The following is a 23,596-nucleotide window of genomic DNA, read 5'->3' on the forward strand; positions in this document are numbered from 1 at the left end:
GTTCTTATAAAATCTTCGAGGCGTTGTCTATTGTTGTCGGCTATAAAATAAGCACGACCTCTTTTCCTTGTGTACCTTATTGTGCTTACTCTGCGTTTGCCTGCAGTATTACCATTATAGTAACGATACACTACTTTATCATACGGTCCGCTGTGGTCTATCCCAATAATTCCGTATCCCCCGAATTGTGTCATTTGTTTATAGACCAAAACTTTTTCATTTAGGGTTGATATATCCTTTGGTTGAATGTGTAATCCTTCTCTTGACACGATTATTCCTCCCTTACCTTTCTGTTGTGAAGGTCAACACCAGTTTGTTATTGCTATCATGAACTTCCGACAGCAGTTTTCCTTTGGAGTTTACTCTGCTAACAATCTTAAAGGCTGTTACTATTTCTCCGTTATCTCTTTGGTAGATTGTTGTTGTCATTCCGTCGGTCTTTGCTCTCGGCCCTCCAGCAACTTTGCTTTCACGCCCGTCAATCGAAGCCTCTACCCAAAAATTTCTTACTGCCATTTTCTTTGCACCTCTTTCGTTTTTTGTCGGTATCGGAAGTTGCGTGTGCAACTTCTTTCTACATCTTAATTGTAGCAGGCGAAACAGGGAATAGCACGAACATTATATCACCCTAATCAAAAATCTTTCGGTTTTTAAACGGTTTGCTTCAATTATATATATAGCACTCAAAATCCGCTGCTTTCCTCAACTATTTCTGCGAAATTTTAGGAATGAGCTGGGGTAAGCTGTTTGCACGAACAAACACAAGCACAACTTTCTTCCCCTTGCTTAAAACGCAATCTCGTAGACGGGTTTTTCACACCAATTCACAAAATATTCAAAAACACCTTAAAATTGTCATTTAGGGTAGTATAATGTTATGTACTTCTCCGTTTTAGCCTGTTATGCTTATAGTAGAGAAAAGAGCGTATGCAATTTCTCCAATAAAAAATGAAAGAAGGAATGAAGATGTTATTATTCCACAAGAAAGACAGCAAGGATTATTTGACAATCGCCGGGAGTGCTATGATACTGCACGAATTTCCGGAGGAAGAAGAAACCACTGAACAAGTTTCCTTAGTGCTGAGAAACAAAGACGGTTCGGATACTAAAATACGATTTGACAAGATAGACGGAGAGTGGTTAGAGGAATATGACTCGGACCTCAAAGACTATATAATGGATTTTCTTAAAGGAGACCTCGCGGTAAGCAAATACAAGAAAGGAGATTTATATCTATGATTATCAAAGACCGGGAAAGTAAAGACTTCGTAATTATAGGACCGGGGGTTGATTACTGCTCCTTGCACGAACACAATCCTAGTAAGTATACCAAAATGAGAATAACCACTTTATGCTACACCGAGTTAAGAAGAGCTACGGTTGTTATCTCTACATTTAGTGAAGGAAAATGGGACACCTCAGAGTATGTGACAGACGAGGTGTATAAGGAGAACTATAACAGAATTGTTTCATTCCTCGGCAAAAAAACTACAGAAACTGTTTACTAAAGAGGACAGAGGCTTCAACCTCTGTCTTTTTATTGTGGTAATTTTAGAACAACCTCGAGGGGCTCACCTGCCGTAGGCCGACTGGGGCTCACCCGGGAGGTCTCCTTGTGGAATTAGGTTATGTACCCCTACGGCTATGCCTACCGCTGTTTGAGAAAACGGACCAGGACCACCTTTGCACTTTACTGTTTGTGCCTTAGGTTGGGCCTGGTCCACTTTTGCACTTTTCAAATATTAAAAATTCCGAGTGCATAACAATACATAGCAACCCGATAAATAATCTCCCTACGAATAGCATAGCCATTAGACTTTTCCATACATAACAAGTCCTCACACACATAGCCGTAATGTCCGGCGGGTGTGTATTTTTTTCTGTACTCGTCTGCCTTAAAATAATATTCCTCAAGCATTACACCGTATGTTGTGTCTTTGAAAAATTCCTTTGATAAAGAAATTGCCTTAGCCATCTGTTTCTCGGTCTCTAATTTGCTATCCAAAATCCCTAGGTACCCATATAAACAACGCTCAATATACCTATATTGCCAGTTGTGCAGTATCCTCAAAATCCCTCACTCCTTAATCATCAACTCACATAATTTTTCCAGTTTATCATTCTTCATTATTAGCGTCCTTTTTTAACCTAAAATTACTTAGCACGATTAACTCCTTACGACAACCATAACAAGGGCTTCCTTTTTCCATTGTTTCGTCACAATACACACACTCCCTACAGAAGTTGTAGCCTTTGATTTTGTCTGTTTTCTTATCAATCGCTATCATCAAAAATTCCTCCCTTATTTATATCTAAAATCAATACCGAGTTCTTTGTTGACCGTTTCCTCAATCTCTGCGAAATCAACATAACCTTCATTAACTGCGTCAAAGATTTCCTTTACCTGTTTCATAAATCTTTGACCTCGCTGCTCTCCAAATCCCAATTTGTCGTGCAAGCAAAGAGCTAATACAACGCTGTACCGGTGTACTGTCATTGAGATTGCTTTCTTTATCTCTAGGTCTAGGATTGCAGTTAGTTCTGCTTCGGATATTTTTCCGTTGAGTATTTTTCTCTTAGTTTCTCGGTTCATTGTTTGTCCTCAACTTGCATTTTAGCCAGCATCTCCTCAAAGCACTTGTTTTTGTGCCCATTAATTGTTCAACTCCTTACTTATAGATAAAGATATTTGCCTAATCTTTTTCAGGTTGTCTTTTATAAGTTGGTTTTTTCCGTATCTTGCCAGCCACTGCTTTTCACCCTCGGTAATCTTCTTCTGTATTTCTTTTTCTCTTGCCTCGGCTTCATCAAGAAGGTATCTTATCACCGCATACTTATTCATCATCTTTCTTTCCTCCAATCTCAAACAAAACCATTGAGTTTGCTTCTCTTACCGCTGCCTGTTCCTTCATCTCTTTCTTCAAGCAAGTATTACCTATTCCTTGCAGTTTCACTTTTGCATTTTTCAGCCTGCGATGACATCTTCGGCAATGTACAACCTCGTTCATCTCCATGGTCTCCTCCTACCGCAGTATAGCATTTGTAACTGCATTGTAATTTTCCTCCTTTGCGATACTTGTGCTCAGGTTGTAAAAAAAACCGTTTCCCACAAACACTACAAAACCTTTCCCGCAAATCAATCACCTCATAGAATGTTTATTAGTAAGTAATCTACCGCAATAATTGCTTCGATTTTACCCGTTTTAATACCTTCTTCTACTGATTGTAATAAACGCATAGCCCTTACCATTTCGTCAATCCCATAAGCACCGCACATTTCTTTGGTCTTGCGAATTTGCCAATTAGTTAAGCCTGTTTTTTCTTCTAAATCACTTTCGCCGCGTGTTGAAACAACTAAAAGCATATTTTTAAAGTTATTATACAAAAGTTTGACAATGTACAAAGCGTTTTGAGCTGGGTTAATTATCTCTTGCAACAAAGTATATGCTTGTGTTTTTTCCCGTCTGCACACGCAGTTTACGAAGTCAAAAACAACATCTACCTGCTCTTTGCTAATCAACTTTGCTCTAACCAGCGATAGAAATGCTTCATTTACCGTTATCTCTTTAGCCTTAGCATAAGTGTAAATTTTATCAACCTCAAGAAGTATTCTGCTGTAATTACACCCGCACCACTCAGCTAAGTTTTTACAAAATCTCATTTCCATCCCAGTTTCTTGACTAATCCTCTTTGATAAAATACTTTCTGCCACGGGATCGAATGTAGTAATAATCTTTTCGTGGGCCTTATAGAACTTCCCCCGCTTGTCAAGCTTATTGCATACTAAAATTACGATGTTATCCCCTTGTGCTGTTTCAGATAACAACTGGGGCCATATCTTCTCTTGCTTCATATACTCCGTATCGTCGATAATGACATAACAAGTCGGCACAGAAAGCATTGATTTCGCTTGCAAATTGCCGAAAACCGAGCTAACAGAGTCCGTGTAGGTCAGCTTAGTTTTTGATATATCGGCAATCTTAATGATATACATCTTACGAACTTCAACTTCTTCCCCAGTGAAAACATAAAACTTATTAGTCACTCCGGCTTTCAAATCGGTTTTTATCTGAACAATGTTTCTCATTCTTCCACCATCCAAACACTTCGCATATCGAGTATCCACATATCTACTAAGGTTTTCTTGTCTATGCCGTTTATCGACAGTTTTGTAATAACACCTCCGCAGAGCTGTATCGTTTTATGATACCTAATATCAAAGTCCTCAAGATTGTGCAAGCATAAGTTCATTATTGCCCGCATAAACAACTTAATGTCCCAGCCTTTTTCTTCGGGCTTGTATGCGAACCTTCTTCCAATCTTTAGAGCGTTTGCCCCGTTTACTACACCTATGTTAGCAAGAACAAGCTCAGTAAATTCCTTAAATGCGGTAATATCCATTTCTGCAAGCATATCAATATCCCCAGGGGAAACAGACAGCCCTCGCACATAGTCTTTTACTTCCGCGGTCATAGTATAACCTTTCTCGTCTATATACTCCATCAAGTCTTTATATGAGTATAAATCCATAGGCAAATCATAACTGCGACTTAGTAATGTTGGTAACACATTTCTACGGTCTTTTGCTGTTATGATAAAGTAAGCTTGCCGGGGCGGTTCTTCTGTTACTTTCAATAATGCGTTTTTGGCGTTAATGCTCATATCGTCTATATTCGGGAATAAGTAGATTACAGGTTCGCCTTGCTTGTATGCAAGTGATATAATTTCACGAACTTCTTCTACCTTTATTCCGCAGACTATAATAGGAACGCCCATTCGTTTCGCTATTTCTTTAGATAGTATTTTCTTCCCGCTCTTTTCACAGCCAGTAATAAGAACAAATCTGGGAAACCCTTTTGCTATCAGTTTGTCAACATTTTCCAAACATTTTATTTGACCTATCATATTAGTCCTCCTGACATAGCATAATCAAAGATGCCTCAATTAAAGCTTTTGGAGTAGTGTCCCACTTTAATGTGTTGTTCAGCTTAATGGTTTCTCCTAACAAATACTTGATAAATTTAAAATCTCTAAGCTCGGTTAGCTGTTTAGCATAAGTATCAGGCATCTGTAAGAATTTAAAGTCACCAAATAAACAGTATTTAGCTAAGTCTAATAAGAACTGTTGGTATTGCTTCATAAACTGCTTCAAGTCAAGGCCTCTACGATACACATCCTCAATAAGCAGTAACGCTTTGTCCGCCTTGCAATCAAGAATGTGGTTTGTTAGGTCAATGAAAGTATCATAGTCTACTGTTCCTAATGCTGTTGTGACATTCTCAACTGTTATTTCAGGGTCATAGCTTATACACTTATCAAGCAAGGTAATCGCGTCCCGCATACCGCCGTCTGCTATTTTTGATATATACTCCAATGCGTTTACTTGATATGTTACTGCCTCGTGTTTACAGATAAAGCGGAGTCTTTCAACAACAGAGTCAAAGGTTATTCGTCTAAAATCATATCTTTGTACCCTTGATAGAATTGTTGCAGGAATCTTCTGAGGGTCAGTTGTGCAGAAGATAAAGATTGTTTGGGCCGGTGGTTCTTCAATAATCTTTAGCATAGCGTTCCAAGCACCTGTTGATAACATATGACAGTTATGAACAAGAACACCATTAGCATAGTATGATGAATGGTCGCTCACTTCAAGGTCATAGAGTTCGATATAACCGCTATCTCTTTCTGTATCCGTAAGATAACTGTCAAACAATCTGTTAGGATTTCCTCGTTCGTAAAGCGTAACACTTTCCACCCCAACTCGGTCAGCAAATCCGTTTTCTTCAAATCTTTTAATGTGTTCCTTTTCGACCTGTGGTTTTTCCCATCCACCTCTATCGCCAACTTCATTTCGGGATAAGCAAGGTCTACTTTGTATGATGTTGGGTACCCAAGTCCCCTCGGTACTTTTGTAGGAACTGCAAATTCTAACACCCAAGCACTCGGTAAGGCCTGGTACAGCTTTATTTGCGGTACTGTATAGCTCCCGTTCCCGCCTCGATTGTATTTCAGATTGTCTAATGTTCCGTTCACTGTTTTGGTTTCTATCATCTTCTGAATAGTTTCTTGGGAGTTCATCGGATTGTTTTTTAGCATCCGAGAACTGCTCTCTGCTCGTTGCTGTTTCCCTCGTGCTGTCTGCATTGTCCGGTGTTCTGTTATCGCTATCTGTTTCTTCATACACTCTTTGGAACAGGTCTTTCTCTTTGTCCGACTTACAAATGGCACTCCGCAAACTTGGCAAATCAAATCTCTCATATAATAACTCTCCTTTGTTGAGTAGCTTAGCTTCTACCCACCCGTCTTTTGTGAAGAACAGATGGTCAATGGTTGTAAGCATATGTGAACCATCTGTCAAAGTTATTATACACAATCTGTCCAAAGAAATCAAGTTCTTAAAAACATTTTTTACCGTTCCTTTTCCTGTCAGGTTAAGAACAGTATCACCAATAGCAACATCTTTGATAGCCTTGCTTCTATCGGGGTAGAGTATTTGGGTATCTCGATGAAAGCACTCGTCCAGGATGTAGATTTTGAATTTGGAGTCGATAGCTTTAAACTTCGCTCCGTCAATTATTTCCCGAACATTCTCTACCCCGTTATTACTTGCGGCGTCAATCTCAATTGGATTGCCTTGCCCTTTATTTAGCTCATTCGCAAAAATGCGGGCACAAGTAGTTTTACCTGTGCCTGCGCCGCCGGTAAATAGATAACAGTTCTTTTGTGTGCCCGTAGCTAATTGTTCCTGCAATATCGTTTTTATCTCGCCTTGCTCCACAACATCATCAAAGGTTTTTGGTCTGTACTTTATTGCAAGAGCTTTCATTAGTTCATATCCTTCTTTCCTTGGATTATTTGAAATGACTTTCTAATCTGGTCTGCGTGTGAAAGACCTTCATCTTCTCCTAATTCACAAGTGTCATGGAGGTATTTAATCTTAGCCAATGCTTCATCAAAGGTAATCTCGTCTTGTACTGCTAAATCTTTTACCAGTTGAACGAAAGCATACATAACCAAAGCCTCTTCCCCAGTGACAACTAACCTTGCTTCGCCCTCTTCATTAAGAGTAAATGCCACAGCACACTCTTTACCTTGTAATATTTCTTCAACGCTATCCAAAATCAGTTGCCCCCTTCGTCTTTTTTCTCAGATTTTTTCCTCAATGCAAGAGCAAAGATTGGGTAAACTTGCAGGAGGTGAAGAATTGTTTCCTCTGCTTTCTTGCCGTTTGATTTGGAGAAATTCTCAACAATATTCAGTAGCCCGAATATAATCGCTGCCCCTGTTCCTTTGATAGTAACTACTGTATTGCCGTCCTCGTCACAAACATAACTTACTTCCGCTTTCGGCCCTGCTTGAATAACTTTGTCCCTTCTTTCATCGGTTGTCGTTTCCATTTTAATCTTCCTCTTTTCTGTAATACTCTTGTAAATCCTTGAACTCTTTTTCCCCTATGATATAATAGTTTTCCTTATTCCCCAAACCGCCAAAGTTGAAAGCTACTGCCCAGTGGGCTTTACCAATCCCAATAGCTTCCTGTTTCAGCTTCTTTATCCAGTCTTTCTTGATAGACATTGACGCCTTCTCAGTTGTCTGGGTTTTGCACTCAATACAAAAGTCCTCTGTAACAACATCACCCTTATCAAACGCTGTCGCACCGCTATTGGCTTGCCTTTTACCGGCAACAACTTTAGCTACCTGTTTTTCTTGTGCATTACTAAATACTCGGGTTGCAATCATATAATATCCTTAATAACAAGAAGCCCCGGTTCAATACCTAACCTTCTTGCAATATCCCCTTTAGTAAGTATAACCTTAGTCTCTTCTTCTTGTTGCCAAATAGTTATATGGTCGATTTTATGGAAACTTTGATTATCTCTAAGTAATTTAGGTTCCATAACTTGCACAATATCATAGTTAGAATCTCCGTTACGCATACAAAGGGTTTCCTCATCATACTTTGATAAACTCATAGTACCCTCAGGTCGTATGAATTTAACTTCGCCATTACGGGTAGTACCTAATTTGTAACGATTTCCGTTTCTTACTATAACTAACATACCCGGTTTAATTTCTGACAGTTTCATAGTTTCCCTCTCTCTCTTTTTATTAATTTAGTCTTACATATAATATATTGAAAAACTCAATATTCCTTAAAGTCAATATAAGCAAAACCTGAAAGCTTCGCGTTCTCTTTGCTTTCCTCAATGTGTGCTGAAATAAATTTAGTAGCCTCTTGCTTTGTTGTCTTTTCAAACCTGTGTGGTGTGTTTTCCTCTATAATACGGATTACAATTAATTGTTTTGCTGTTGGTAGTTCTACTAAATCATCTAATGGTATCTGCATTTAATCCTCCAACTTTTGGGACCAGCAATCTTTTCTATCCGCCCCACGCTCGTCTGTGAACGCATAAGCCTTTTCCTTTATCTCGTCAATATTGTCCCCTTCAATAATTACCGAATCTTCACAGCCCCACACTTTGTAATGAATCCTAAATTTCATATCAATTCCTCCATATTCTCTATCGCGGATTTTATTATCCAACCGTTCCACATAACATTTTGCAGCTGCTTTCTGACTTCTGCCACAGCTTGCCTAAGCTGTTCCTCTGTTTCAAACGGGTTAATATAGCTATGATTACCACACTCAGGACCTACTCCAAAGTATTTGCTAACGGGGTTAGTTAATGTCCTGCCGCATACTAAACAATGGTCCGTTACCTTTTCAGTTATGTCCCCGTGTAGTTCCATTTTGAACATTCCTTTTGTTTCTTGAACTATCTTTCCGACCATTGTTCTCATTGGCATTGGCGTATCGTTATTCCATTTAGTATGGAAATCAAATTCTGGTGTAGCTGGTTTAGTCATATATTGTCGAACTGTTACCTTAAATACTTTATCTACTTTTGGCTCTACAACCGTCGGCTTAATGCTAATAGTTAATTGTCCTTGATAGTCAGAAAAAGCTTTTATGGCTTCATCTATATTAGCAAAGTCTTTTCCGTTTACTGTTAATGCCCCTTTATAGTCTGCTATTAAGTGTAACATCTTAGTCCTCCGTAATTTCAGCTAAATCGCATATCAGAATATTTTGGTGTACTTTTTTACCGTCGGGGCGAATTCCAGCAACTGTGTAAACATCACCAACGGTGTACACATCAAAAGGCTCTACCGCAGTTACTATTTGACCTTCATTGAAGCGGTGATACACTTTATCAACACCTACATTAATAACCTTATACTGCTTGCCTGCTTCTATCTTTATCATAATGCCGCCTCCGCCTTAGTTCTTTCTTCTTTGCTGAGCCTATGAACAAGTGCTATCCAGCGTGAGTAAGTCATATCAGCGGGCCAATCATCTTCTTCAATATGCCTTGCTAAAAATTCTCTTGCCTTCATTGGGTCACCTTGTCCGCAGTATAAGATGTGTCCCCAACTCTTCCCTTTGCTTCTTGACCTCTTGATTAAAGAGATACAATCGTGGTAAATCATTTTGTACGGTTCTCTTAGTTTTGTCGCCACTTTCAACAACTCCTTCTTCGTTTTAGTATAGTAAATTTGTATCATTTACTTTAATTCATTATATCACGACAAAGAGAAGGACAGCAACATAAATCGCTGTCCCTCGTGTTAGTTTTCAATAACCTTATTAATCCTCTCTACAATAAAGTCCTTTAATTCCGTATTCTCTTTTAATAGGTCGAGAACAGCTGGTCGACCTTGAACTTTGATAACATCATCGTCACCATCAACAACTACTTCTCCTGTTTCTAAATCAACGAAATTAAACCAGCTACCAGATTGTTGCACAATACCTAATGCAATACCTAGGTCTACAATGTCTGAAATCACATCGACCCCGGCGTCATATTTGAGTGTATAATAGCCAACTCGTCTATCTGGTTTGCAGACCTTTGTTTTTACAATGGACATTTTAACAAGATTTCCCACAGGGTTCTCTGCCGACATTTTCAGCTCGTTGCCCTTTTCATCGACAAAGGCTCCTTTTTTGAATAGCAGGCGGACCGAGCAATTATGCTTCCAACCTTTGCCCCCTGTTGTAGTTAATCCGCCATATGAGCTATTCATATCTTCCCGCACTTGATTGATACCGATTAGTGTGCAGTTGAATTTTGAACAAGACAATTCAGCCTTTTTACTAAACAAGGTTAAAGCAGCAGCAATCCCGCCGTAAGTCTTTTCTTCCATTGTTTTCTCATAAGCTTGGGCAGAAAGCATAACACCTAAGCTATCAATAACAACCAGGCCTACTTCATCGGTTTCAATAAAGTTTAAGAGCATTTCAAAAATCTGCTCCGCTGTTTGTGTCATTGGTTTCATTACTAACATACTATCAACATCTACCCCGATAAGTTTTGCCCAATCTTCATCTAAGGTATTTTCACAATCTGCATACAGAACTATTTTAGCACCCCTGGCCTTGAGATAGGACAACCGCTCTTGCTGTGTCTTATTAGGCTTTTCCAGTTCGTTGAGTGCATCAACTTCCTCTTGCCACTCTCTAACGAATAGCTTTTGGGCGTTACCAACAATATCAAGAGCAGTTGTTGTTTTACCGCTACTTTCTTCACCTGCAAACTCAACAAGTCGGCCTCGAGGAATTCCGCCGTATAGCATATAGTTTGCTCTTGGGCTACTGAATGGTATTCTTTCAGATGGTATCATAGCAATACCTTTTGCTAAAATACTCTCTTTGAACTTCCGATTGTACTCCTTAATTAGACTATCAATCTGTCCCATTTAGTCCACCTCACAAGTAATGAATTTTCTGCTTGCTAGGTAATCACACAAGTGGACAAATTTCTCAGCAGAGCTAAATGGCTTAGGCATTATTTCTTGCCCAAATTTGTTTGTGTTCCATTGCCCCATATGTGACCTAATCAAATCACACATTTCCGGCACAACATTCTCTATGAACAGCTGGTATGCAACCGGGCCGTGTATAGTTTCTAAGTAGCCAGCACAATCCGCTAAACACTTCTCAACAAAAGCACAAGCAAGCACTGGGTGTTCCGTTGCTGTCCATTGACTATTTGCGTCACCTTTCTTAATAACATCGTGGAGAATAAGGGCAGAGATTATAGTATCGTGCGGAAGATGGCTGTACTGTTCTAAGCGAAGAAGTTCCTCCGCTATCCTGACCGCCGCTTTCGTGTGTCTTACTAATCCTCCGTTACCTAGTGTGTAAGCTGGGTGATATTTACCTGTTGTGCTTGCAGGCATCGTGTAGAAATACTCCGGCGCCCTAGCTAAACAATAATCAACAAAGTCCTTTACAATGTCGCTATCAATAAAGCCTAATTCTGTTTCAAATGTCCCATTCTTCATTTCCCACTTATCCTTTCTGCTGATAATCTCGTCATTTCGTACTCGGTCATTCTTCTTGACATAACCTTTTTAACGCTCTGCAGGACTTCGTTAGCCGCTTCCATGCGAAGCTTAACCTTCTTGTAAGCTCGTTGGTAAACTAAGTGTGTTATGCCTTCATTTTGTGATGCCAACTCTGCTTTTGCGGTCTTATCTGCGATAGTCCCCGGTGCGTCACTAAAGACTTCGTTGAATACCTCAGTTTTTATTGCCCGAGCAACATCTTCTTTTATTCCTAAGCTCTCTTGTGCTTCACCGGTAAAGTATAATAGCACTGGAAGATTAAGAGTGAAATCATCAAGCTCTCGGTCAGTGGGTGGGATTTTCTTATCATCTAAAATGTCCTTAATCAATTTAATGTAATCATCAAGGGGCTTGCAGTAGTCACTTACAAGCTTATCCACTACATTGTCAAGGGCTCTGCTGTTATCTTTTATTCTAGTCTGGATTTGTCTTATAGCTTCGCTGTCTATTTCACCAGCTAAAGCTAAACTGCTGTCCTTTTTTGCCATTTATTGTCACCCCTTAAAAGTAATTCTGCAAATCGTCCAAGAACTTCTTACCCTCATAGCTAAAAAGTATACGCCTTTTAACCCCGGAAACAGGAACATTCTGCACAGTTCCTTCTTTTAGGTCTTTAACATTCAAAGACTTTGCGTCCTCAGTGCGTAGTCGGTCAAGCTCTTGAATGGGGACAAACGCTGTAATATCGTGGTCGATAAACCAAACAATCACTCCCGCAAATACTCCGGTTATCTTTGCTTTCTCTATCAAGCCACTCCATTGCGCCTCAGTAATATCACCTTTGAAATTTAGTGTGTTCCCGTGCTTGCTTTTGCACTCAATGTACACGAAGTTTGGGGCACGAAAGACACCAAAGTCACAAATGTTTCTTACGCCGGCAAAGCCAGCCATCGGGTCCGGATAGCGGTCGATACTTGTATTAGGTACTTTTGAAAGGGCTACAAATATTTCGTGTTCAAATTCCTTCCCTCTATTAACTGCCATTACTTACCAGCCTTTCTGCATGACTCCTTGTAGTCACAGTATGCACAAGTTCGTTTATCAACATCTTCGGGGAACGGTGGTACAACAAAGCGATTCCTGTAATCGTCACAAGTTTCAATCTTACCAATTAAATCCATCTTCATCTCCGGTGTTACCTCTAATATATAAGCTTTCTTATCACAGTTGTCCCTATTCTCATATAAGAACATAACTTTGTCTATCCCGAACGCAACAGAATACGCTGTGCCCTGGGGTATATGCTCATCTGCTACATTCGTTCTGCTCTGCCACTTATATATTGTCTCCGTCTTAATTTCGAGGATATAATACTGGTGACAATACTTTATAATTCCGTCACAGAGAAAGCTCATATTTAACTCAGGATAGAACAACTTTGTTTCCATACCTTGCTTAGAAACAATCTTTAGGTGTGTGAGTTTGCGTTGTTGAATAAACTCGGCAACATCAATATATTCACATTCAACTCCTAATTTGTACATTCCTGCAATAGCTTCCTGCAATCGTGCGTGTCTATCCGAGCCTGTTTCACAGATGCCAACTAAACAAGCATTTGCCCCGGAAGCGTCACGCTCTTGCCCTGTAACTTGAAAATACATATTCCTTATGCACTTCATAGATGAAGGCTTATAAGTTCGGGAAGGTTTTCGCTTATTGAGAGCTTCGGTCTTCTCAATAGCCATCTTTAAGTCGGAGACGAACGCCTGGTTTATAGGCAGTTCGTTATTCGCGACTTCTATTAACCGCATAATATTTTTTAGACTACGCTGTTGGGCCATTATCAGTTACCCTATCATCTTCAAGCAACGCCGTAATTTGAGTTACTTCCCCAGATACCATTTTGATAGCTTTGGAATGCCCAAAGTATATCTCAATGTTCTCCTCTGCAATCGCGGATACTTGTGGTTGCCACAACTCAATATTGATACAGCAGGTAAACGGGGTAATAGTGGCAGGGGCAGTATATAATATTTCCTCGATACCTGTGCTTTGCTTACTGCTAATCTGCAAGCCTTTTTCTGTAAATGTAAGATACAGCCCATTCTTGTCATATGGGGTAATAAACAGCAACAAGCGGTCTAATACAGCGAGTAACTGGGATTTTGAGATTTTGCAAGAATTAGGGAAGTTCGCGGACAGATAACCTTGCATTCCTGCTACCGGGAAATTCTTTAATTCGTCGTTAAGTTTAGCTCCGCGGACAATAACATTCTCAGTACAGAACTCAATGTATTTGTCCGATTGCCTTACAATGATATTATCTTTGTCGATTACCGCAAGCAAATCAACAAGCTCTGCAGGAAGAAGGACAGGTTGAGCAAACACTTTCAAGTCAGAAGCACACGCCTTAAAGCCGTTAGTTGTTAAGATATTCTCACCTACATAGTAAGCTGTTAAGCAAGGAACTTCCATTGTCTTTGCCAAAGATACCTTGTTTACTGTGAGCATTGTCTTGATAGTTTTTAAATTGGTTGTAGTTTGTTCCATATCCCACTCAATATTCTTATCTCTAATCACAATGCCGTTTCCTTCTTCATCAAGAGGAATTTCAAGATTGTACTTACCATTACCAACAACTTCTAAGCTGGTGTCTTTAACTGTCAAAGATATATTATCCGAAGTCATTTTAGCTACCAACTTACTAAAAATGTCCGCTTGAACAACTACATAGAAATCTTCACCTTGAATGTCTTTAGCAAGCACCTTCAAATTGTTTGTTGCGTCCGTTGTAGTCAAGGTAAGAGTGTTACTCTTTAGCTCAATCGCAATCAACCAGGTAATCGGTATCATCTTATTGTTACTTGCCCCTTTGATTGCTTTTGATACTAACTCCTGCAGTTGCAGGGTTTTTACTGTTAATTTCATCTGCTTTCCTCCTGTTAAATCAGACTATAAAACTCTTGCCTTAGTGCCGCGTCAGTTTTAAACGCTCCGCTGATAGCACTTGTTTTTGTTATTGTGCCGGGCTTCTTTACCCCTCTTGCTGTCATACACGAATGTTCGCCTTTGATAACGATAATAATATCTTCTGTGCCTAATATCATTTTAAGCACTTCCATTATGTCCATTCCGATACGCTCTTGTAACTGCAATCGTTTACTTACCAAGTCCGCAATTCTTGCTACCTTTGATAGCCCAATCACTTTACCCTTCGGTATGTAACCTACAGAAACATCCATATTGTACATAAGAGCAAGATGGTGTTCACAATAAGAGAAGATTGGGATATGCTCTACAACAACAAGGTCACCGGTTTCAACATCTTCAAAACACTTGTTGAACATATCGGCAATTTCTTCATTTGTGTACTGCATACCTTCAAACACTTCGGCAAACATTTTAGCTACACGCATAGGTGTTTCTCTTAACCCCTCTCTGCACGGGTTATCTCGCAAAGCTTCTAAAATATTTCTTACAGACCTTTCAATCACAACGGTATCAATGGTCTTCATTTAAACACCTCGCATTGTTGGTTCCCAAACAATTTTGTGTAGTTGCACCTGCAATCTGCAATCATAAAGTTCAGGTCTTGCTAATATAAACTGGGCAATATTTACAGGCCGTATTTTATTAAACACAGGACTGACAAACTTTTGTGCTTCAATTTGGTTCTCGACTATGATAGCTGACATCTCGAACAAATCTGTGGTTGAACCAACAACAAACTTTAACACATCCTGCGGGCGTAACAGAGATAGGTTGGGCTTGCACATAAGCTCATTCATACCGCTGCTTGGGGACTTCCAGTCCATCGTTATGATAACATTATCAAAGCGAACAAACGGCTCAATATCTATGCTACCGTTTGTTTCAATGTTTACCTGATACCCGTTGCTTATCAGGTCATAAATTAGCAATCGAATATCACGATGAATAAGCGGTTCTCCGCCGGTTAGCGTTACACGCTTGATATTTGGGTACCATCGTTTACAATGCTCAACTATTTCCTCTGCCGATTTCTCAGTATATTCAGTACCTGAACAACTATATCTCGTATCACAATAGCTACACCTAAGATTACAGCCAAAAAGACGAATAAAAATAGTAGGATAGCCTGCTCTAACGCCTTCCCCTTCGATACTCTTAAAAATTTCATTTACTAACAATATTAGTCCTCCTCGTAGCAAGCTATATTTCCGTTGCTTTCCTGCACAGTTACTTTGTAACAAAACGGAACATTGTCACAAATCAACTTAGCTATGTTTTCTGCTGTTGGGTTAATTCTTATGAACTCCCCACCAACTGCCTTGCCGGGCATTAGTTCATTCAAATACTTGTGGTCAAAATGGTCAGAAACATTTCGCTTGATTTCCGCAAAGTCAACAACCATACCATTATGGTCAAGACTTGCCGATTTGCAAAAGACAGTAACAATCCAATTGTGACCGTGCATATTACTGCACTTGCTTTCATAATCCAATTTAAGTTTGTGTGCCCCAGCAATCTCTAAGGTCTTTTGAATATAATACATTTGATTTCCCCCTTGTGTCATTTTTCTCTTACATATAATATATTGAAAAATTCGTCATTCCTTAAAACAAAGCCTTCAAAACATCATTAAAATTTTCAGGCCCTTCGTACTGATAAGCTTGGGCAATTTGATATGTGTATGCCATATTAAATTCAGACCGAACAACAAAATCACCTGCCAATTCATCTAGGTTGAAACCCAGCTTCTCAATCTCAGCCATTACAATATCCTGTTCGTGTTTAGTCTTGTATCGCAAATTCTCGCCTTTTACATTGCCGGAGCTTACATTAACCGGACCAAAGGGGGTAAGAATAAAGCCGTATATTGCGTACTGTAAATGCGAGGTGCTGTCTGCACTAAAGAATGGAAACTTCTTTAGTGTACTTAATACTGTCATACCCAGACAATGTACTTTTATATCAGGGTTAGAGCTTGCATGGATTGTTTTGAATATAGTATCAAAATAATCCTCTTGTTTCTTTGTTGACACACCGTGTCTACCGCCTATGCACATATATGGTATACCTGTACCATCTTCAAACTTAAACTCCAACATCTGCTTTAGATATTCAAGTTTCTCACCGAAATGAAAAACAGGCAAAAGCTTCTTAGGCTCGTCTAACCGCTCTATCATATATAGATAATTTTTCCAACTGTATTCAGCGGAGTCTTTTGCAGTTTCGTGATTAAGTATTGGAAAAGGAATTTTGTCTAACTCAATCCAATACTCAATCGTAGGGTGAGCATTGATATACGCAATATACTCGTCTATATCAATCTTTTTACCGCTATGGGCAACAGAGAAAGCACCGCTGTCAATTAACAGCGGGCCTCTGTCAGGTTGCTCTAAAAAGTATTCAATTTCCTTTTTATCCCCTGCGAAAGATAGTAGCCTCGGTGCTTTCATTTTGAATATCTGTTTATCCCCTTTATGTACCTTCCCGGCGTAAAAAAGATTAAACATTGTACCCCTCCGATATTAACTCAGTAAGCATCCGATTAATTGAGTTTGCCCAGTACTTCAAGTTTGGGTAGCCTTCCAATGGTTGCGGAATATCCCCAGTAAGCACCCCTTTCAACATCAATTTGAGTTCTTCAAAGGTGTCATACCGCCACTCATATGGTACGGTCTCTTTATAGCTTAGACGATTAGGCACAAGTGCGATATTGCCCAAAGCCATTGCCTCCAATGTTGAATACCCAAAAGTTTCCTGCCCAGCAAAAGATAGCATTATCTTGGATTTTGCCAGTAGCCTAAAGTATTCGTCACGAGTTGTTGTGTCCTTCATTGTATAGATGAATTTGAAGTTAGAAAGCTCTGGCATTTTTGCTATTTCATCAAAAAGCCACGGCTGCTTCTCAGGCACTATCCTATGTGGGAATACAACCAAATTTTCTTTTTCAGTTACAGGGAACCGCTTTCTTAGTTCTTCTGCGTAGAACGGCAATCCGGTAACTTTTATTTTGTCCTTACAACAAATAGGTGTGTTCTCCATTATTAGATGTTTGTGAAATGCTGTGGCAACAAATATCATATCAAATTCGTTAAACCAACAACGCTCTAACGCCGCACCCCAACTACGCATTCCGTTCTGACAAGTAAAGTCGTATTGGTCATAAGTTCCTGCATGAAGAACCCCTACAATCTTGAAGTCTATCTTAGTCATATTCCTAATATAGAATAAGCTCTCAATGCCCGGAAACCACAAATCCGAGAAGAATATTACATCGTTATTCTTTATTCTTCCGCTGTTAATTCTATGAATTATTTTGGATAGCTGGGAAAGTTTATAGATGTGTGTTCCGCAAGCGTCAAGCACACAGCCTGGTTGCAAAACAGAAGTTGTTTGGTCTCCTAAGATAGTTTCTGACACAATCCCCCTATCTTTGAAAGCTCGCTCATACTGCTCAACCCAATCAGCAGTATAACGGGTTTCGTATGGTTCTATCGGTATATGAAACAGCATTTTCTATTCCCCCAGTCATTGTTTTTTCTCTCCTTGATAATCACTAAATATCAATTGGTCCTCTTTGTACATACCGTCTGCCACTTCTGTGATAGAATTGCTTGTTTCCGATGTGAACTCCGTGAAGAAACATTCTTTCCCAGTATCTACCTTATAAGTTAGTTTGTTCATCAGAATATCAGCAGGAACATCAATTTCCGGTATATCAGTTCGGACTATCATTTCAAAATCGTTACGGTCCATCATGAATCGGAAGTCCGCAGTTTTGAACCACATATTCGGCTCAGTAGTTTCTAACGCTATGCTGATTCCTGCATTTCTGCAAGTGGACAACAATCGTTCAAACGCAGAAGGTTTAATAAAGATTACCTCAACTTTGCCAGCTCCGAAGTATATGCGTTCCACTATGCCGTTATAAGTAGCCCCGCGGTCATTGTATGGGGTTTCAAGCAAGTTGGTGATAAACATACAAGCTTTATCCTCTAACCTAGCACTTTCAACGAACAATGTAGTTTCACCTATATGTTTTGAGCCTTCTTTTTCTTCCCCAATCCATATTCTCATAGCTCGCTACCATTTAGGTGGAAAATCGCACCGTTCTCTCCATCTTCATTTACTTCAACCGTAATATTTCTTGCTCGCTCAAACCCACTGTTATCAATTAACCAACCGTATTTCTTAGACAGAGCCTGAGCTAACTGCTTAGCTAATCTTTCGCAAGATTTTACTTCTGGACTTATTGCACACCGAATAACTGCACACAGTTTTTCCACTTCTCTTTTGACTAAAATAAATTCAAGCTCCCTATCTAAATGCCCTACTTCGATTGTTGCTTTTACATGGAACATATGTCTGTGCGGAGTTCTTAGAAACGCAACAGCTTCTGGAGCGTCGGGGTAACAATGCACATCCTCAAACTGTGTAGTTACATAAATAAATGTTTTCATATTTCTCTCCTTTTATGTCTTGACTTGTGATTTTTTCTCTCTAAATAATATATTGAAAAAATCACAAGTCCTTAAACTTTATACTATTTTTATTTCTTCCCCATACCATCTGTCTGTGATTTCTATGTCACATTTACTCGGTATGCTTAATTCTTTTGCCGCCGCAATCATCAAGCTTCTGAACAATTCAGATGCCTCTTCAAGATTTTCTATCGGGCATTCACCAATAAGTTCGTCGTGGACCGGTAATAGTAGACGGAAACCTAACTCTCTTAGTCTTGTATTTCTACCTATCAACAGCATAGCAATCTTTGTTTGGTCAGCCGCGGAACCTTGTACTCTGCTATTAACACATTGACGAACAGCCTCAGCTATCTTCCCAGTGTTATCTATAATCAGAATGCCTTCCCGTTCTTTTGCTTGCCAAATAATCCTTTTGCGTTCATCTTGCCCTCTTGCCTTGTTCATCTTGCTGGTATAAAGACGAACCATCTGAGGGTCAACTTCTACCTGTGTCATATCGGTATCAAAGAACGGGTCAAAGTTTTCAACCTTTTTAGCGTCAGTATACATAAACACATACGGTTCAAGATTGATATTTGGCAATCTTCTCTTTCTTCCCCAGAAAGTTTCAACATATCCTCTTTCTCTCGCAGATTTTTCACTTTCTTCCATAAGCTTTTTAAGCCCGGGGAACTCTTTCATAATCCTGTCATAAATCTTCTGAGCTTTTTCTACGGAGATATTCAAGTCTTTTGCAATCGCAGGTATGCCTTTTCCGTAAGCAACACCTAAAACAATCGCTTTTGCAATACTTCTACGCTCTTTGCCCTCAGGGTTCTTAGAACCATCAGCTCTGAACTCCAAACATTCATCATAAGTAGTATCAAAAGCTATCGCCGCAATCTCAACATACAAGTCCTTGCCGTCTAAATAAGCCTGTATCATCTGCTTATCCTGTGACAAGTGAGCCATCAATCTCGGTTCCTGTGCTGAATAGTCAGATGAAATCATAGCATAGCCTTCGGTAGCCATAAACATCTTACGAATGTCCTTATTATGTGACGGAATATTCTGCATATTAGGCTCGCTACTACTGAAACGCCCAGTATCTGTGCCGTTCTGATTGAAGTTTGCATGAACCCTTTTCGTTTTAGGGTTTGCGATATTCGGCATTTTATCTATATAGGTACTTAACAGTTTCTTAATGCCCCGATATTCAAGCAGACACTTAGCAAGAGGAATGTCAATTTTAGACATAATTTCCTCAGCTGTTCCTCGAGGGTTTTTCTTATCTACAGCTTCAACCCCAATAATGTCATAGAACAGAATTGCTATTTGTGTCGGGCTTGAAATATTGATAGGTTCAGAAAGCTTACAAGCATAACCTTGTTTATCTCTGTAAGCTTGTATCTGCTTTTCATAGGAACAAGTTAATGCGACAAACTCTGCTTCCTTATCATCAAGTTTCTTATGATATTCCTCTGAAAGTTTATAGGCGTACTCATAATCAAGAGCAACCCCATTATCTTCCATTTCGGCAACATACGGAACCAGCGGCATTTCAATATCCCAAAAAACTTTTGACACCTTTTCAAGTGATTGCTCTTTGCACTCTACTGTTCCCGGGGTCAAAAAGGGAAGTTGAAACTTGAATAGCTCATAGGTTATGATAGCGTCGTGTGCCGCATAAATATACCCAACATTTACTGGTACTAATGCAAAAGATATTCCTTTAAACAAGCTATCAAAACGGAAAGCGTCACCTTCGCCTTTCATAACATACTTTTTATACAACGCTTTCAGATTAGCCTCGGGCTCATTCTCATTCAACATTCTGCTTGCAATAAAACCACAGTAATACGGTGTAATCTTAACGCCGACTTGATGCCAAATAACCCGGGCATCAAACTTGGCGTTAAACAGAATAAATTTTACTTTATTATCTTCCAATCGTTGTAACTGTGCCTTTGCACCCTCGACCGGCATTTGATTATTTGCTTCTTCTAAGGTAATGTAACTTTTGTGGTGTAGCGGGACATACACCGCTTTCTGCCCTGGGGTGTACAAACTGAAACCGACAATATCGTCACGCATTGGGTCAAGTCCTGTTGTTTCTGTATCTATTGCGACTTCCCCATTATCAATACAGGCATCAACATATTTAGCTAAGGCTTCTTCATCGCGGATAACTAAATAATCATTTTCATATTGCCCTAAGTTCTGATTGACGAGTGCGGTTATAGTTGAAATCTGCCCCATCACCCCGTTGCCGCCTCGCACACTAACCGTGGTCTTCGGCTTGGGTTGATTTACCTTTTTTATTAGGGACAAATCTCCCGCTTTGGAATTCCGCTGCGGGAGATTAAATAAGTTGTTCAATTAGAATGCCTGCCTGCGTGTTCTTGGTGTTTCATCTTCTGCCGGTACTGCTCGTCTCCGCGGAGTGTCACCGGCTGTATTTGTCGCACCTCTTTGTTGCCCTTCAACTGGGAAAAATCCGCTTTTAACATAAAACTCCAATTCATCAAAAGTCTTGTCAAGAATAATGCTACCCAACGGATTAACAGTTTCCGGTAAATCTTCCAATTTTGTGTCATCTACCGAAATTGGGAACGGTTGATATGTTGTGTTTTTGTCACCAGCTTTACCATTACGCTCAATCTCAATTACTGCACCAACAAGCGGATTGTAACGAGTGAACAACCCAGAAATCCATTGACCGAAGCCACGACCTCTTTCCCAAACTCTTACGATTTGGTCCTTAATGTCATAAACCTGAACAAAGAATTTTACCTGTATCTTAGACTTCGCCGCACATAACGGGCAGTTGTCAATTGGCTCATTATAAGTTCTCAAACAATTAACATACCGCCTCTTTCCGTCAACCTCAATTTCGTGTAGTGCATAACCTGAAAGGTCAGCAGATGTATCATACATAAATCTGACCTGTGCAACATCCTTGTCATTCTTCAATGCAAAAAAGTTGCTACCACCACTACCATAATTCTCGACTTCATTCATACCAATTTGTGCCATGTTTGTCATTCCTCCGTTTTGTGTTTTTATTAAAGTCAGCTTTCGCTGGAACTTTCATCTTATCTTTACTCTTAGCTGTTTCCTTATATTTGTCAAAGTCATTTGGCTTACGCCTAAAGTTTCTGCAATCTCTAAACTGGAATAACGGTTTATTACTAAATAACAAAACTGTTTTTCTCTCGGTGTTAGATTGCTGTCTGTTTCTATATTTAACCACATATCATCAATAGTGGGGGCAGGGGTGTCAAACCCAAGCTCTACTGCTTTGTCAAGACTATCGGTGTACATATGTACTTTTCGTTTTTGCATTGTCAAAGCAACGGTTTCTTCTTTAAATTTATTTCTTAGGACTGCCCCATAATAAGTAGAAAACTTTCCGTTTTCTTCCGCTTTAAATGTTCGTAGGCAATACTCTAATTTTTCTACTGACCAACTAGCAATATCTTCCGCTGTTAACCCGTAATATTCATGGGATATTGTTACCGCTAATTTAAAAACCTTGTAAAAAATAGTTGCAAAAATTGTATGGTTGAGTGTAGCTTGATACTCTACTGCAAGCCTCTCTACCGGCTCATTGAGTTTCTCTGGAACTACATAGCGTCTAAACATCTTTACCGTATTATACACAATATCAACCCCATTTATGTTTTTTGTCGTTTTACTTTACACTAATATTATATAACATAAATGAAGATAATACAAGCGAAATTTAGAAATATTTTTTTAAGTTTATAAATTCCTCATACGATAAATCGTTTATATCTTTTCCCTTATCTTCAATCACAACCTCAGTTATAATCTTGTATTTGCCCAAAGCTTTTTTAAATCTTTCCGAAGCTTTTCTACCTGCGGAGTCTGGGTCAAAAGCTAAGATGTAGTTTCTAACCGGTAACCTTTTTAGCTGCTCATATTGAAAATCAGTTCCTGTCCCCAACAAGGCTACTGCACATTTTCCGTAAACATAGCAAGTCAGAGCATTTATTACGGATTCACAAATATAAACCTCTTTGGCATCTTTCGGCAGTTCATACAACCCGTATACGGGCTTATTAACACCTTCGGGGTAATGAAACAGTTTTTGGTGTATTGCTCTGCGAACAAAAAAGAGTGTTCTTCCTTGTTCGTCACGAACTGGGAAAGTTATGCAAGGAATACGAACATCTTTCAGCATAAAATCCTTATCATAGCCCACATCGAACTTCTCTATGATTTCATCAGTAAGTTTCCGCTTATACATATAGCTGTGTATGTATCTGTATCTGTTTAGTTCGTATTCGCTAATGTATTCGTATGCACAAGCTTCTTGCCCCAGCTTACGAGCGAAATTTAGAGCAAGGTCTTTTCTGTATTCAACAGAAATAGTCAAAAAATTCTTAACTAACCATTCCCTCCCGTAATTTCCTATATCATCATACCCAAAACAGTGGCTAATCATTTCTTCTATTGTAGCAGAGTAACCACAAGTGAAACAATGCACTAACCCGGTATTGTGAGGGTCTTTTGGGTTTTCTGTAAGCAATCCACACGAAGGTCTTCGCTCTTGCCCGTCTTTATGAATAGGGCAACTGAACTGAATATTATTAACACCTATTTTAAATTCAGCAAATCGCTCTATTCCGTTTGCGTGTAGTTGAGCCTTTAGTTCTTGTAACACCTCGAAAGGCGTTGCAAGAACTGGCAGATTATTTACGAATAGCACTTTACTATCTCCTTAATACAACGCTCACAGTAATACTGACCTTTTACTTTACGCAGCG

38 protein-coding genes are annotated in these 23,596 nt (G+C 39.4%); 2 read left to right on the forward strand and 36 right to left on the reverse strand.

Features of this window, described 5'->3' with window-relative positions; translation table 11 throughout:
* Both PHO71_RS17765 and PHO71_RS17770 read right to left on the reverse strand, forming a co-directional pair.
* On the reverse strand, positions 1–194 hold a 194-nt coding region (locus PHO71_RS17765; protein WP_300205893.1), incomplete at its 3' end, for a hypothetical protein.
* An 88-nt stretch (positions 195–282) separates the two neighbouring features.
* Positions 283–516 (reverse strand): hypothetical protein, encoded by a 234-nt coding sequence (locus tag PHO71_RS17770; RefSeq protein ID WP_300205895.1) that lies wholly within the window; start codon positions 514–516, stop codon positions 283–285.
* A 432-nt stretch (positions 517–948) separates the two neighbouring features.
* Between PHO71_RS17770 and PHO71_RS17775 the strand changes: the two genes are divergently transcribed.
* Both PHO71_RS17775 and PHO71_RS17780 read left to right on the forward strand, forming a co-directional pair.
* On the forward strand, positions 949–1,239 hold the full coding sequence (locus PHO71_RS17775) for a hypothetical protein (protein ID WP_300205897.1): 291 nt from the start codon (positions 949–951) through the stop codon (positions 1,237–1,239).
* Positions 1,236–1,508, forward strand: coding sequence for a hypothetical protein (locus PHO71_RS17780; protein WP_300205899.1), 273 nt, complete (start codon positions 1,236–1,238; stop codon positions 1,506–1,508). Before PHO71_RS17775 ends, PHO71_RS17780 begins: the two co-directional genes overlap by 4 nt.
* A gap of 227 nt (positions 1,509–1,735) precedes the next feature.
* On the opposite strand, the gene PHO71_RS17785 is transcribed toward PHO71_RS17780, so the two are convergent.
* The 34 genes from PHO71_RS17785 to PHO71_RS17950 all read right to left on the reverse strand — a co-directional run bounded on the left by PHO71_RS17785 (position 1,736) and on the right by PHO71_RS17950 (position 23,538).
* Positions 1,736–1,975, reverse strand: a complete 240-nt coding sequence (locus PHO71_RS17785; protein ID WP_300205901.1) for a hypothetical protein — start codon at positions 1,973–1,975, stop codon at positions 1,736–1,738.
* A 142-nt stretch (positions 1,976–2,117) separates the two neighbouring features.
* Positions 2,118–2,288 carry a hypothetical protein gene (locus PHO71_RS17790; protein WP_300205903.1) on the reverse strand — a complete coding sequence of 57 codons (171 nt, stop codon included), beginning with the start codon at positions 2,286–2,288 and terminating at the stop codon, positions 2,118–2,120.
* A gap of 14 nt (positions 2,289–2,302) precedes the next feature.
* Positions 2,303–2,593 carry a hypothetical protein gene (locus PHO71_RS17795; protein WP_300205904.1) on the reverse strand — a complete coding sequence of 97 codons (291 nt, stop codon included), beginning with the start codon at positions 2,591–2,593 and terminating at the stop codon, positions 2,303–2,305.
* A gap of 60 nt (positions 2,594–2,653) precedes the next feature.
* Positions 2,654–2,845, reverse strand: a complete 192-nt coding sequence (locus PHO71_RS17800) for a hypothetical protein (protein ID WP_300205905.1) — start codon at positions 2,843–2,845, stop codon at positions 2,654–2,656.
* Positions 2,835–3,008, reverse strand: a complete 174-nt coding sequence (locus tag PHO71_RS17805; RefSeq protein WP_300205907.1) for a DUF6011 domain-containing protein — start codon at positions 3,006–3,008, stop codon at positions 2,835–2,837. The genes PHO71_RS17800 and PHO71_RS17805 overlap by 11 nt, the downstream gene beginning before the upstream one ends.
* A 137-nt stretch (positions 3,009–3,145) precedes the next feature.
* Complete coding sequence (gene holA / locus PHO71_RS17810) at positions 3,146–4,087, reverse strand: DNA polymerase III subunit delta (protein ID WP_300205909.1); 942 nt, start codon at positions 4,085–4,087, stop codon at positions 3,146–3,148.
* Positions 4,084–4,905, reverse strand: a complete 822-nt coding sequence (locus PHO71_RS17815) for a hypothetical protein (RefSeq protein ID WP_300205911.1) — start codon at positions 4,903–4,905, stop codon at positions 4,084–4,086. Before PHO71_RS17815 ends, holA begins: the two co-directional genes overlap by 4 nt.
* 1 nt (position 4,906) lies before the next feature.
* Positions 4,907–6,826 (reverse strand): AAA family ATPase, encoded by a 1,920-nt coding sequence (locus PHO71_RS17820; protein ID WP_300205913.1) that lies wholly within the window; start codon positions 6,824–6,826, stop codon positions 4,907–4,909.
* Entirely contained in the window at positions 6,826–7,077 is a 252-nt protein-coding gene (locus tag PHO71_RS17825) for a hypothetical protein (protein WP_300205915.1), read from the reverse strand. The genes PHO71_RS17820 and PHO71_RS17825 overlap by 1 nt, the downstream gene beginning before the upstream one ends.
* A gap of 44 nt (positions 7,078–7,121) precedes the next feature.
* Entirely contained in the window at positions 7,122–7,397 is a 276-nt protein-coding gene (locus PHO71_RS17830; RefSeq protein WP_300205917.1) for a hypothetical protein, read from the reverse strand.
* A 1-nt stretch (position 7,398) separates the two neighbouring features.
* Complete coding sequence (locus PHO71_RS17835; protein ID WP_300205919.1) at positions 7,399–7,740, reverse strand: hypothetical protein; 342 nt, start codon at positions 7,738–7,740, stop codon at positions 7,399–7,401.
* The gene (locus PHO71_RS17840; RefSeq protein ID WP_300205921.1) at positions 7,737–8,087 is read right to left on the reverse strand and encodes a hypothetical protein; all 351 of its coding nucleotides are present in this window, start codon (positions 8,085–8,087) and stop codon (positions 7,737–7,739) included. Before PHO71_RS17840 ends, PHO71_RS17835 begins: the two co-directional genes overlap by 4 nt.
* 56 nt (positions 8,088–8,143) lie before the next feature.
* The gene (locus tag PHO71_RS17845) at positions 8,144–8,347 is read right to left on the reverse strand and encodes a hypothetical protein (protein ID WP_300205923.1); all 204 of its coding nucleotides are present in this window, start codon (positions 8,345–8,347) and stop codon (positions 8,144–8,146) included.
* The gene (locus PHO71_RS17850) at positions 8,348–8,503 is read right to left on the reverse strand and encodes a hypothetical protein (protein WP_300205925.1); all 156 of its coding nucleotides are present in this window, start codon (positions 8,501–8,503) and stop codon (positions 8,348–8,350) included.
* Positions 8,500–9,048: a DUF6011 domain-containing protein gene (locus tag PHO71_RS17855; protein ID WP_300205927.1), complete on the reverse strand. Its 549-nt coding sequence runs from the start codon at positions 9,046–9,048 to the stop codon at positions 8,500–8,502. The genes PHO71_RS17850 and PHO71_RS17855 overlap by 4 nt, the downstream gene beginning before the upstream one ends.
* Position 9,049: 1 nt before the next feature.
* Positions 9,050–9,268, reverse strand: a complete 219-nt coding sequence (locus PHO71_RS17860; RefSeq protein ID WP_300205929.1) for a hypothetical protein — start codon at positions 9,266–9,268, stop codon at positions 9,050–9,052.
* Entirely contained in the window at positions 9,265–9,567 is a 303-nt protein-coding gene (locus tag PHO71_RS17865) for a hypothetical protein (RefSeq protein ID WP_300205931.1), read from the reverse strand. Before PHO71_RS17865 ends, PHO71_RS17860 begins: the two co-directional genes overlap by 4 nt.
* Before the next feature lie 63 nt (positions 9,568–9,630).
* Positions 9,631–10,761 carry an AAA family ATPase gene (locus PHO71_RS17870; protein ID WP_300205933.1) on the reverse strand — a complete coding sequence of 377 codons (1,131 nt, stop codon included), beginning with the start codon at positions 10,759–10,761 and terminating at the stop codon, positions 9,631–9,633.
* Positions 10,762–11,349, reverse strand: a complete 588-nt coding sequence (locus PHO71_RS17875; protein ID WP_300205935.1) for a hypothetical protein — start codon at positions 11,347–11,349, stop codon at positions 10,762–10,764.
* Entirely contained in the window at positions 11,346–11,900 is a 555-nt protein-coding gene (locus PHO71_RS17880) for a hypothetical protein (protein WP_300205937.1), read from the reverse strand. The genes PHO71_RS17875 and PHO71_RS17880 overlap by 4 nt, the downstream gene beginning before the upstream one ends.
* A 13-nt stretch (positions 11,901–11,913) precedes the next feature.
* Positions 11,914–12,396, reverse strand: a complete 483-nt coding sequence (locus tag PHO71_RS17885) for a hypothetical protein (RefSeq protein WP_300205939.1) — start codon at positions 12,394–12,396, stop codon at positions 11,914–11,916.
* Entirely contained in the window at positions 12,396–13,163 is a 768-nt protein-coding gene (locus tag PHO71_RS17890; protein ID WP_300205941.1) for a hypothetical protein, read from the reverse strand. The genes PHO71_RS17885 and PHO71_RS17890 overlap by 1 nt, the downstream gene beginning before the upstream one ends.
* A gap of 13 nt (positions 13,164–13,176) precedes the next feature.
* Positions 13,177–14,280, reverse strand: a complete 1,104-nt coding sequence (locus PHO71_RS17895; protein ID WP_300205943.1) for a hypothetical protein — start codon at positions 14,278–14,280, stop codon at positions 13,177–13,179.
* Positions 14,281–14,294: 14 nt separating this feature from the next.
* On the reverse strand, positions 14,295–14,867 hold the full coding sequence (gene folE / locus PHO71_RS17900; protein ID WP_300205945.1) for a GTP cyclohydrolase I FolE: 573 nt from the start codon (positions 14,865–14,867) through the stop codon (positions 14,295–14,297).
* Positions 14,868–15,521 (reverse strand): radical SAM protein, encoded by a 654-nt coding sequence (locus tag PHO71_RS17905; RefSeq protein ID WP_300205947.1) that lies wholly within the window; start codon positions 15,519–15,521, stop codon positions 14,868–14,870.
* Positions 15,522–15,523: 2 nt separating this feature from the next.
* The gene (locus PHO71_RS17910) at positions 15,524–15,886 is read right to left on the reverse strand and encodes a 6-carboxytetrahydropterin synthase (RefSeq protein ID WP_300205949.1); all 363 of its coding nucleotides are present in this window, start codon (positions 15,884–15,886) and stop codon (positions 15,524–15,526) included.
* Positions 15,887–15,947: 61 nt separating this feature from the next.
* On the reverse strand, positions 15,948–16,793 hold the full coding sequence (locus PHO71_RS17915; protein WP_300205951.1) for a hypothetical protein: 846 nt from the start codon (positions 16,791–16,793) through the stop codon (positions 15,948–15,950).
* 49 nt (positions 16,794–16,842) lie between these two features.
* Positions 16,843–17,853 (reverse strand): hypothetical protein, encoded by a 1,011-nt coding sequence (locus PHO71_RS17920; protein WP_300205952.1) that lies wholly within the window; start codon positions 17,851–17,853, stop codon positions 16,843–16,845.
* A 15-nt stretch (positions 17,854–17,868) separates the two neighbouring features.
* Positions 17,869–18,417 carry a hypothetical protein gene (locus PHO71_RS17925; RefSeq protein ID WP_300205954.1) on the reverse strand — a complete coding sequence of 183 codons (549 nt, stop codon included), beginning with the start codon at positions 18,415–18,417 and terminating at the stop codon, positions 17,869–17,871.
* Entirely contained in the window at positions 18,414–18,800 is a 387-nt protein-coding gene (locus PHO71_RS17930) for a hypothetical protein (RefSeq protein ID WP_300205956.1), read from the reverse strand. The genes PHO71_RS17925 and PHO71_RS17930 overlap by 4 nt, the downstream gene beginning before the upstream one ends.
* Before the next feature lie 78 nt (positions 18,801–18,878).
* Positions 18,879–21,182 (reverse strand): DNA polymerase, encoded by a 2,304-nt coding sequence (locus tag PHO71_RS17935; RefSeq protein ID WP_300205958.1) that lies wholly within the window; start codon positions 21,180–21,182, stop codon positions 18,879–18,881.
* Positions 21,183–21,839, reverse strand: a complete 657-nt coding sequence (locus PHO71_RS17940; RefSeq protein WP_300205960.1) for a hypothetical protein — start codon at positions 21,837–21,839, stop codon at positions 21,183–21,185. It abuts the gene before it with no gap.
* A gap of 54 nt (positions 21,840–21,893) precedes the next feature.
* Positions 21,894–22,448: a helix-turn-helix transcriptional regulator gene (locus PHO71_RS17945; RefSeq protein WP_300205962.1), complete on the reverse strand. Its 555-nt coding sequence runs from the start codon at positions 22,446–22,448 to the stop codon at positions 21,894–21,896.
* A 100-nt stretch (positions 22,449–22,548) separates the two neighbouring features.
* Complete coding sequence (locus PHO71_RS17950) at positions 22,549–23,538, reverse strand: toprim domain-containing protein (protein ID WP_300205964.1); 990 nt, start codon at positions 23,536–23,538, stop codon at positions 22,549–22,551.
* Positions 23,539–23,596: the final 58 nt, after the last annotated feature.

The organism is Bacteroides sp., from assembly GCF_028690125.1.
Lineage (GTDB): Bacteria > Bacteroidota > Bacteroidia > Bacteroidales > Bacteroidaceae > Bacteroides.

Excerpts from the sequence above, each read along its gene's own strand:
- PHO71_RS17845 (WP_300205923.1), bottom strand. The coding sequence starts at position 8,347 with ATGCAGATACCATTAGATGATTTAGTAGAACTACCAACAGCAAAACAA.
- PHO71_RS17850 (WP_300205925.1), bottom strand. The coding sequence starts at position 8,503 with ATGAAATTTAGGATTCATTACAAAGTGTGGGGCTGTGAAGATTCGGTA.
- PHO71_RS17770 (WP_300205895.1), bottom strand. The coding sequence starts at position 516 with ATGGCAGTAAGAAATTTTTGGGTAGAGGCTTCGATTGACGGGCGTGAA.
- PHO71_RS17865 (WP_300205931.1), bottom strand. The coding sequence starts at position 9,567 with ATGATACAAATTTACTATACTAAAACGAAGAAGGAGTTGTTGAAAGTG.
- PHO71_RS17840 (WP_300205921.1), bottom strand. The coding sequence starts at position 8,087 with ATGAAACTGTCAGAAATTAAACCGGGTATGTTAGTTATAGTAAGAAAC.
- PHO71_RS17790 (WP_300205903.1), bottom strand. The coding sequence starts at position 2,288 with ATGATAGCGATTGATAAGAAAACAGACAAAATCAAAGGCTACAACTTC.
- PHO71_RS17820 (WP_300205913.1), bottom strand. The coding sequence starts at position 6,826 with ATGAAAGCTCTTGCAATAAAGTACAGACCAAAAACCTTTGATGATGTT.
- PHO71_RS17925 (WP_300205954.1), bottom strand. The coding sequence starts at position 18,417 with ATGAGAATATGGATTGGGGAAGAAAAAGAAGGCTCAAAACATATAGGT.
- PHO71_RS17910 (WP_300205949.1), bottom strand. The coding sequence starts at position 15,886 with ATGTATTATATTCAAAAGACCTTAGAGATTGCTGGGGCACACAAACTT.
- PHO71_RS17830 (WP_300205917.1), bottom strand. The coding sequence starts at position 7,397 with ATGGAAACGACAACCGATGAAAGAAGGGACAAAGTTATTCAAGCAGGG.
- PHO71_RS17860 (WP_300205929.1), bottom strand. The coding sequence starts at position 9,268 with ATGATAAAGATAGAAGCAGGCAAGCAGTATAAGGTTATTAATGTAGGT.
- holA (WP_300205909.1), bottom strand. The coding sequence starts at position 4,087 with ATGAGAAACATTGTTCAGATAAAAACCGATTTGAAAGCCGGAGTGACT.
- PHO71_RS17885 (WP_300205939.1), bottom strand. The coding sequence starts at position 12,396 with ATGGCAGTTAATAGAGGGAAGGAATTTGAACACGAAATATTTGTAGCC.
- PHO71_RS17775 (WP_300205897.1), top strand. The coding sequence starts at position 949 with ATGAAAGAAGGAATGAAGATGTTATTATTCCACAAGAAAGACAGCAAG.
- PHO71_RS17880 (WP_300205937.1), bottom strand. The coding sequence starts at position 11,900 with ATGGCAAAAAAGGACAGCAGTTTAGCTTTAGCTGGTGAAATAGACAGC.
- PHO71_RS17780 (WP_300205899.1), top strand. The coding sequence starts at position 1,236 with ATGATTATCAAAGACCGGGAAAGTAAAGACTTCGTAATTATAGGACCG.
- folE (WP_300205945.1), bottom strand. The coding sequence starts at position 14,867 with ATGAAGACCATTGATACCGTTGTGATTGAAAGGTCTGTAAGAAATATT.
- PHO71_RS17930 (WP_300205956.1), bottom strand. The coding sequence starts at position 18,800 with ATGAAAACATTTATTTATGTAACTACACAGTTTGAGGATGTGCATTGT.
- PHO71_RS17870 (WP_300205933.1), bottom strand. The coding sequence starts at position 10,761 with ATGGGACAGATTGATAGTCTAATTAAGGAGTACAATCGGAAGTTCAAA.
- PHO71_RS17835 (WP_300205919.1), bottom strand. The coding sequence starts at position 7,740 with ATGATTGCAACCCGAGTATTTAGTAATGCACAAGAAAAACAGGTAGCT.
- PHO71_RS17940 (WP_300205960.1), bottom strand. The coding sequence starts at position 21,839 with ATGGCACAAATTGGTATGAATGAAGTCGAGAATTATGGTAGTGGTGGT.
- PHO71_RS17800 (WP_300205905.1), bottom strand. The coding sequence starts at position 2,845 with ATGATGAATAAGTATGCGGTGATAAGATACCTTCTTGATGAAGCCGAG.
- PHO71_RS17785 (WP_300205901.1), bottom strand. The coding sequence starts at position 1,975 with ATGGCTAAGGCAATTTCTTTATCAAAGGAATTTTTCAAAGACACAACA.
- PHO71_RS17805 (WP_300205907.1), bottom strand. The coding sequence starts at position 3,008 with ATGAACGAGGTTGTACATTGCCGAAGATGTCATCGCAGGCTGAAAAAT.
- PHO71_RS17875 (WP_300205935.1), bottom strand. The coding sequence starts at position 11,349 with ATGAAGAATGGGACATTTGAAACAGAATTAGGCTTTATTGATAGCGAC.
- PHO71_RS17855 (WP_300205927.1), bottom strand. The coding sequence starts at position 9,048 with ATGTTACACTTAATAGCAGACTATAAAGGGGCATTAACAGTAAACGGA.
- PHO71_RS17920 (WP_300205952.1), bottom strand. The coding sequence starts at position 17,853 with ATGCTGTTTCATATACCGATAGAACCATACGAAACCCGTTATACTGCT.
- PHO71_RS17890 (WP_300205941.1), bottom strand. The coding sequence starts at position 13,163 with ATGCGGTTAATAGAAGTCGCGAATAACGAACTGCCTATAAACCAGGCG.
- PHO71_RS17945 (WP_300205962.1), bottom strand. The coding sequence starts at position 22,448 with ATGTTTAGACGCTATGTAGTTCCAGAGAAACTCAATGAGCCGGTAGAG.
- PHO71_RS17895 (WP_300205943.1), bottom strand. The coding sequence starts at position 14,280 with ATGAAATTAACAGTAAAAACCCTGCAACTGCAGGAGTTAGTATCAAAA.
- PHO71_RS17795 (WP_300205904.1), bottom strand. The coding sequence starts at position 2,593 with ATGAACCGAGAAACTAAGAGAAAAATACTCAACGGAAAAATATCCGAA.
- PHO71_RS17915 (WP_300205951.1), bottom strand. The coding sequence starts at position 16,793 with ATGAAAGCACCGAGGCTACTATCTTTCGCAGGGGATAAAAAGGAAATT.
- PHO71_RS17815 (WP_300205911.1), bottom strand. The coding sequence starts at position 4,905 with ATGATAGGTCAAATAAAATGTTTGGAAAATGTTGACAAACTGATAGCA.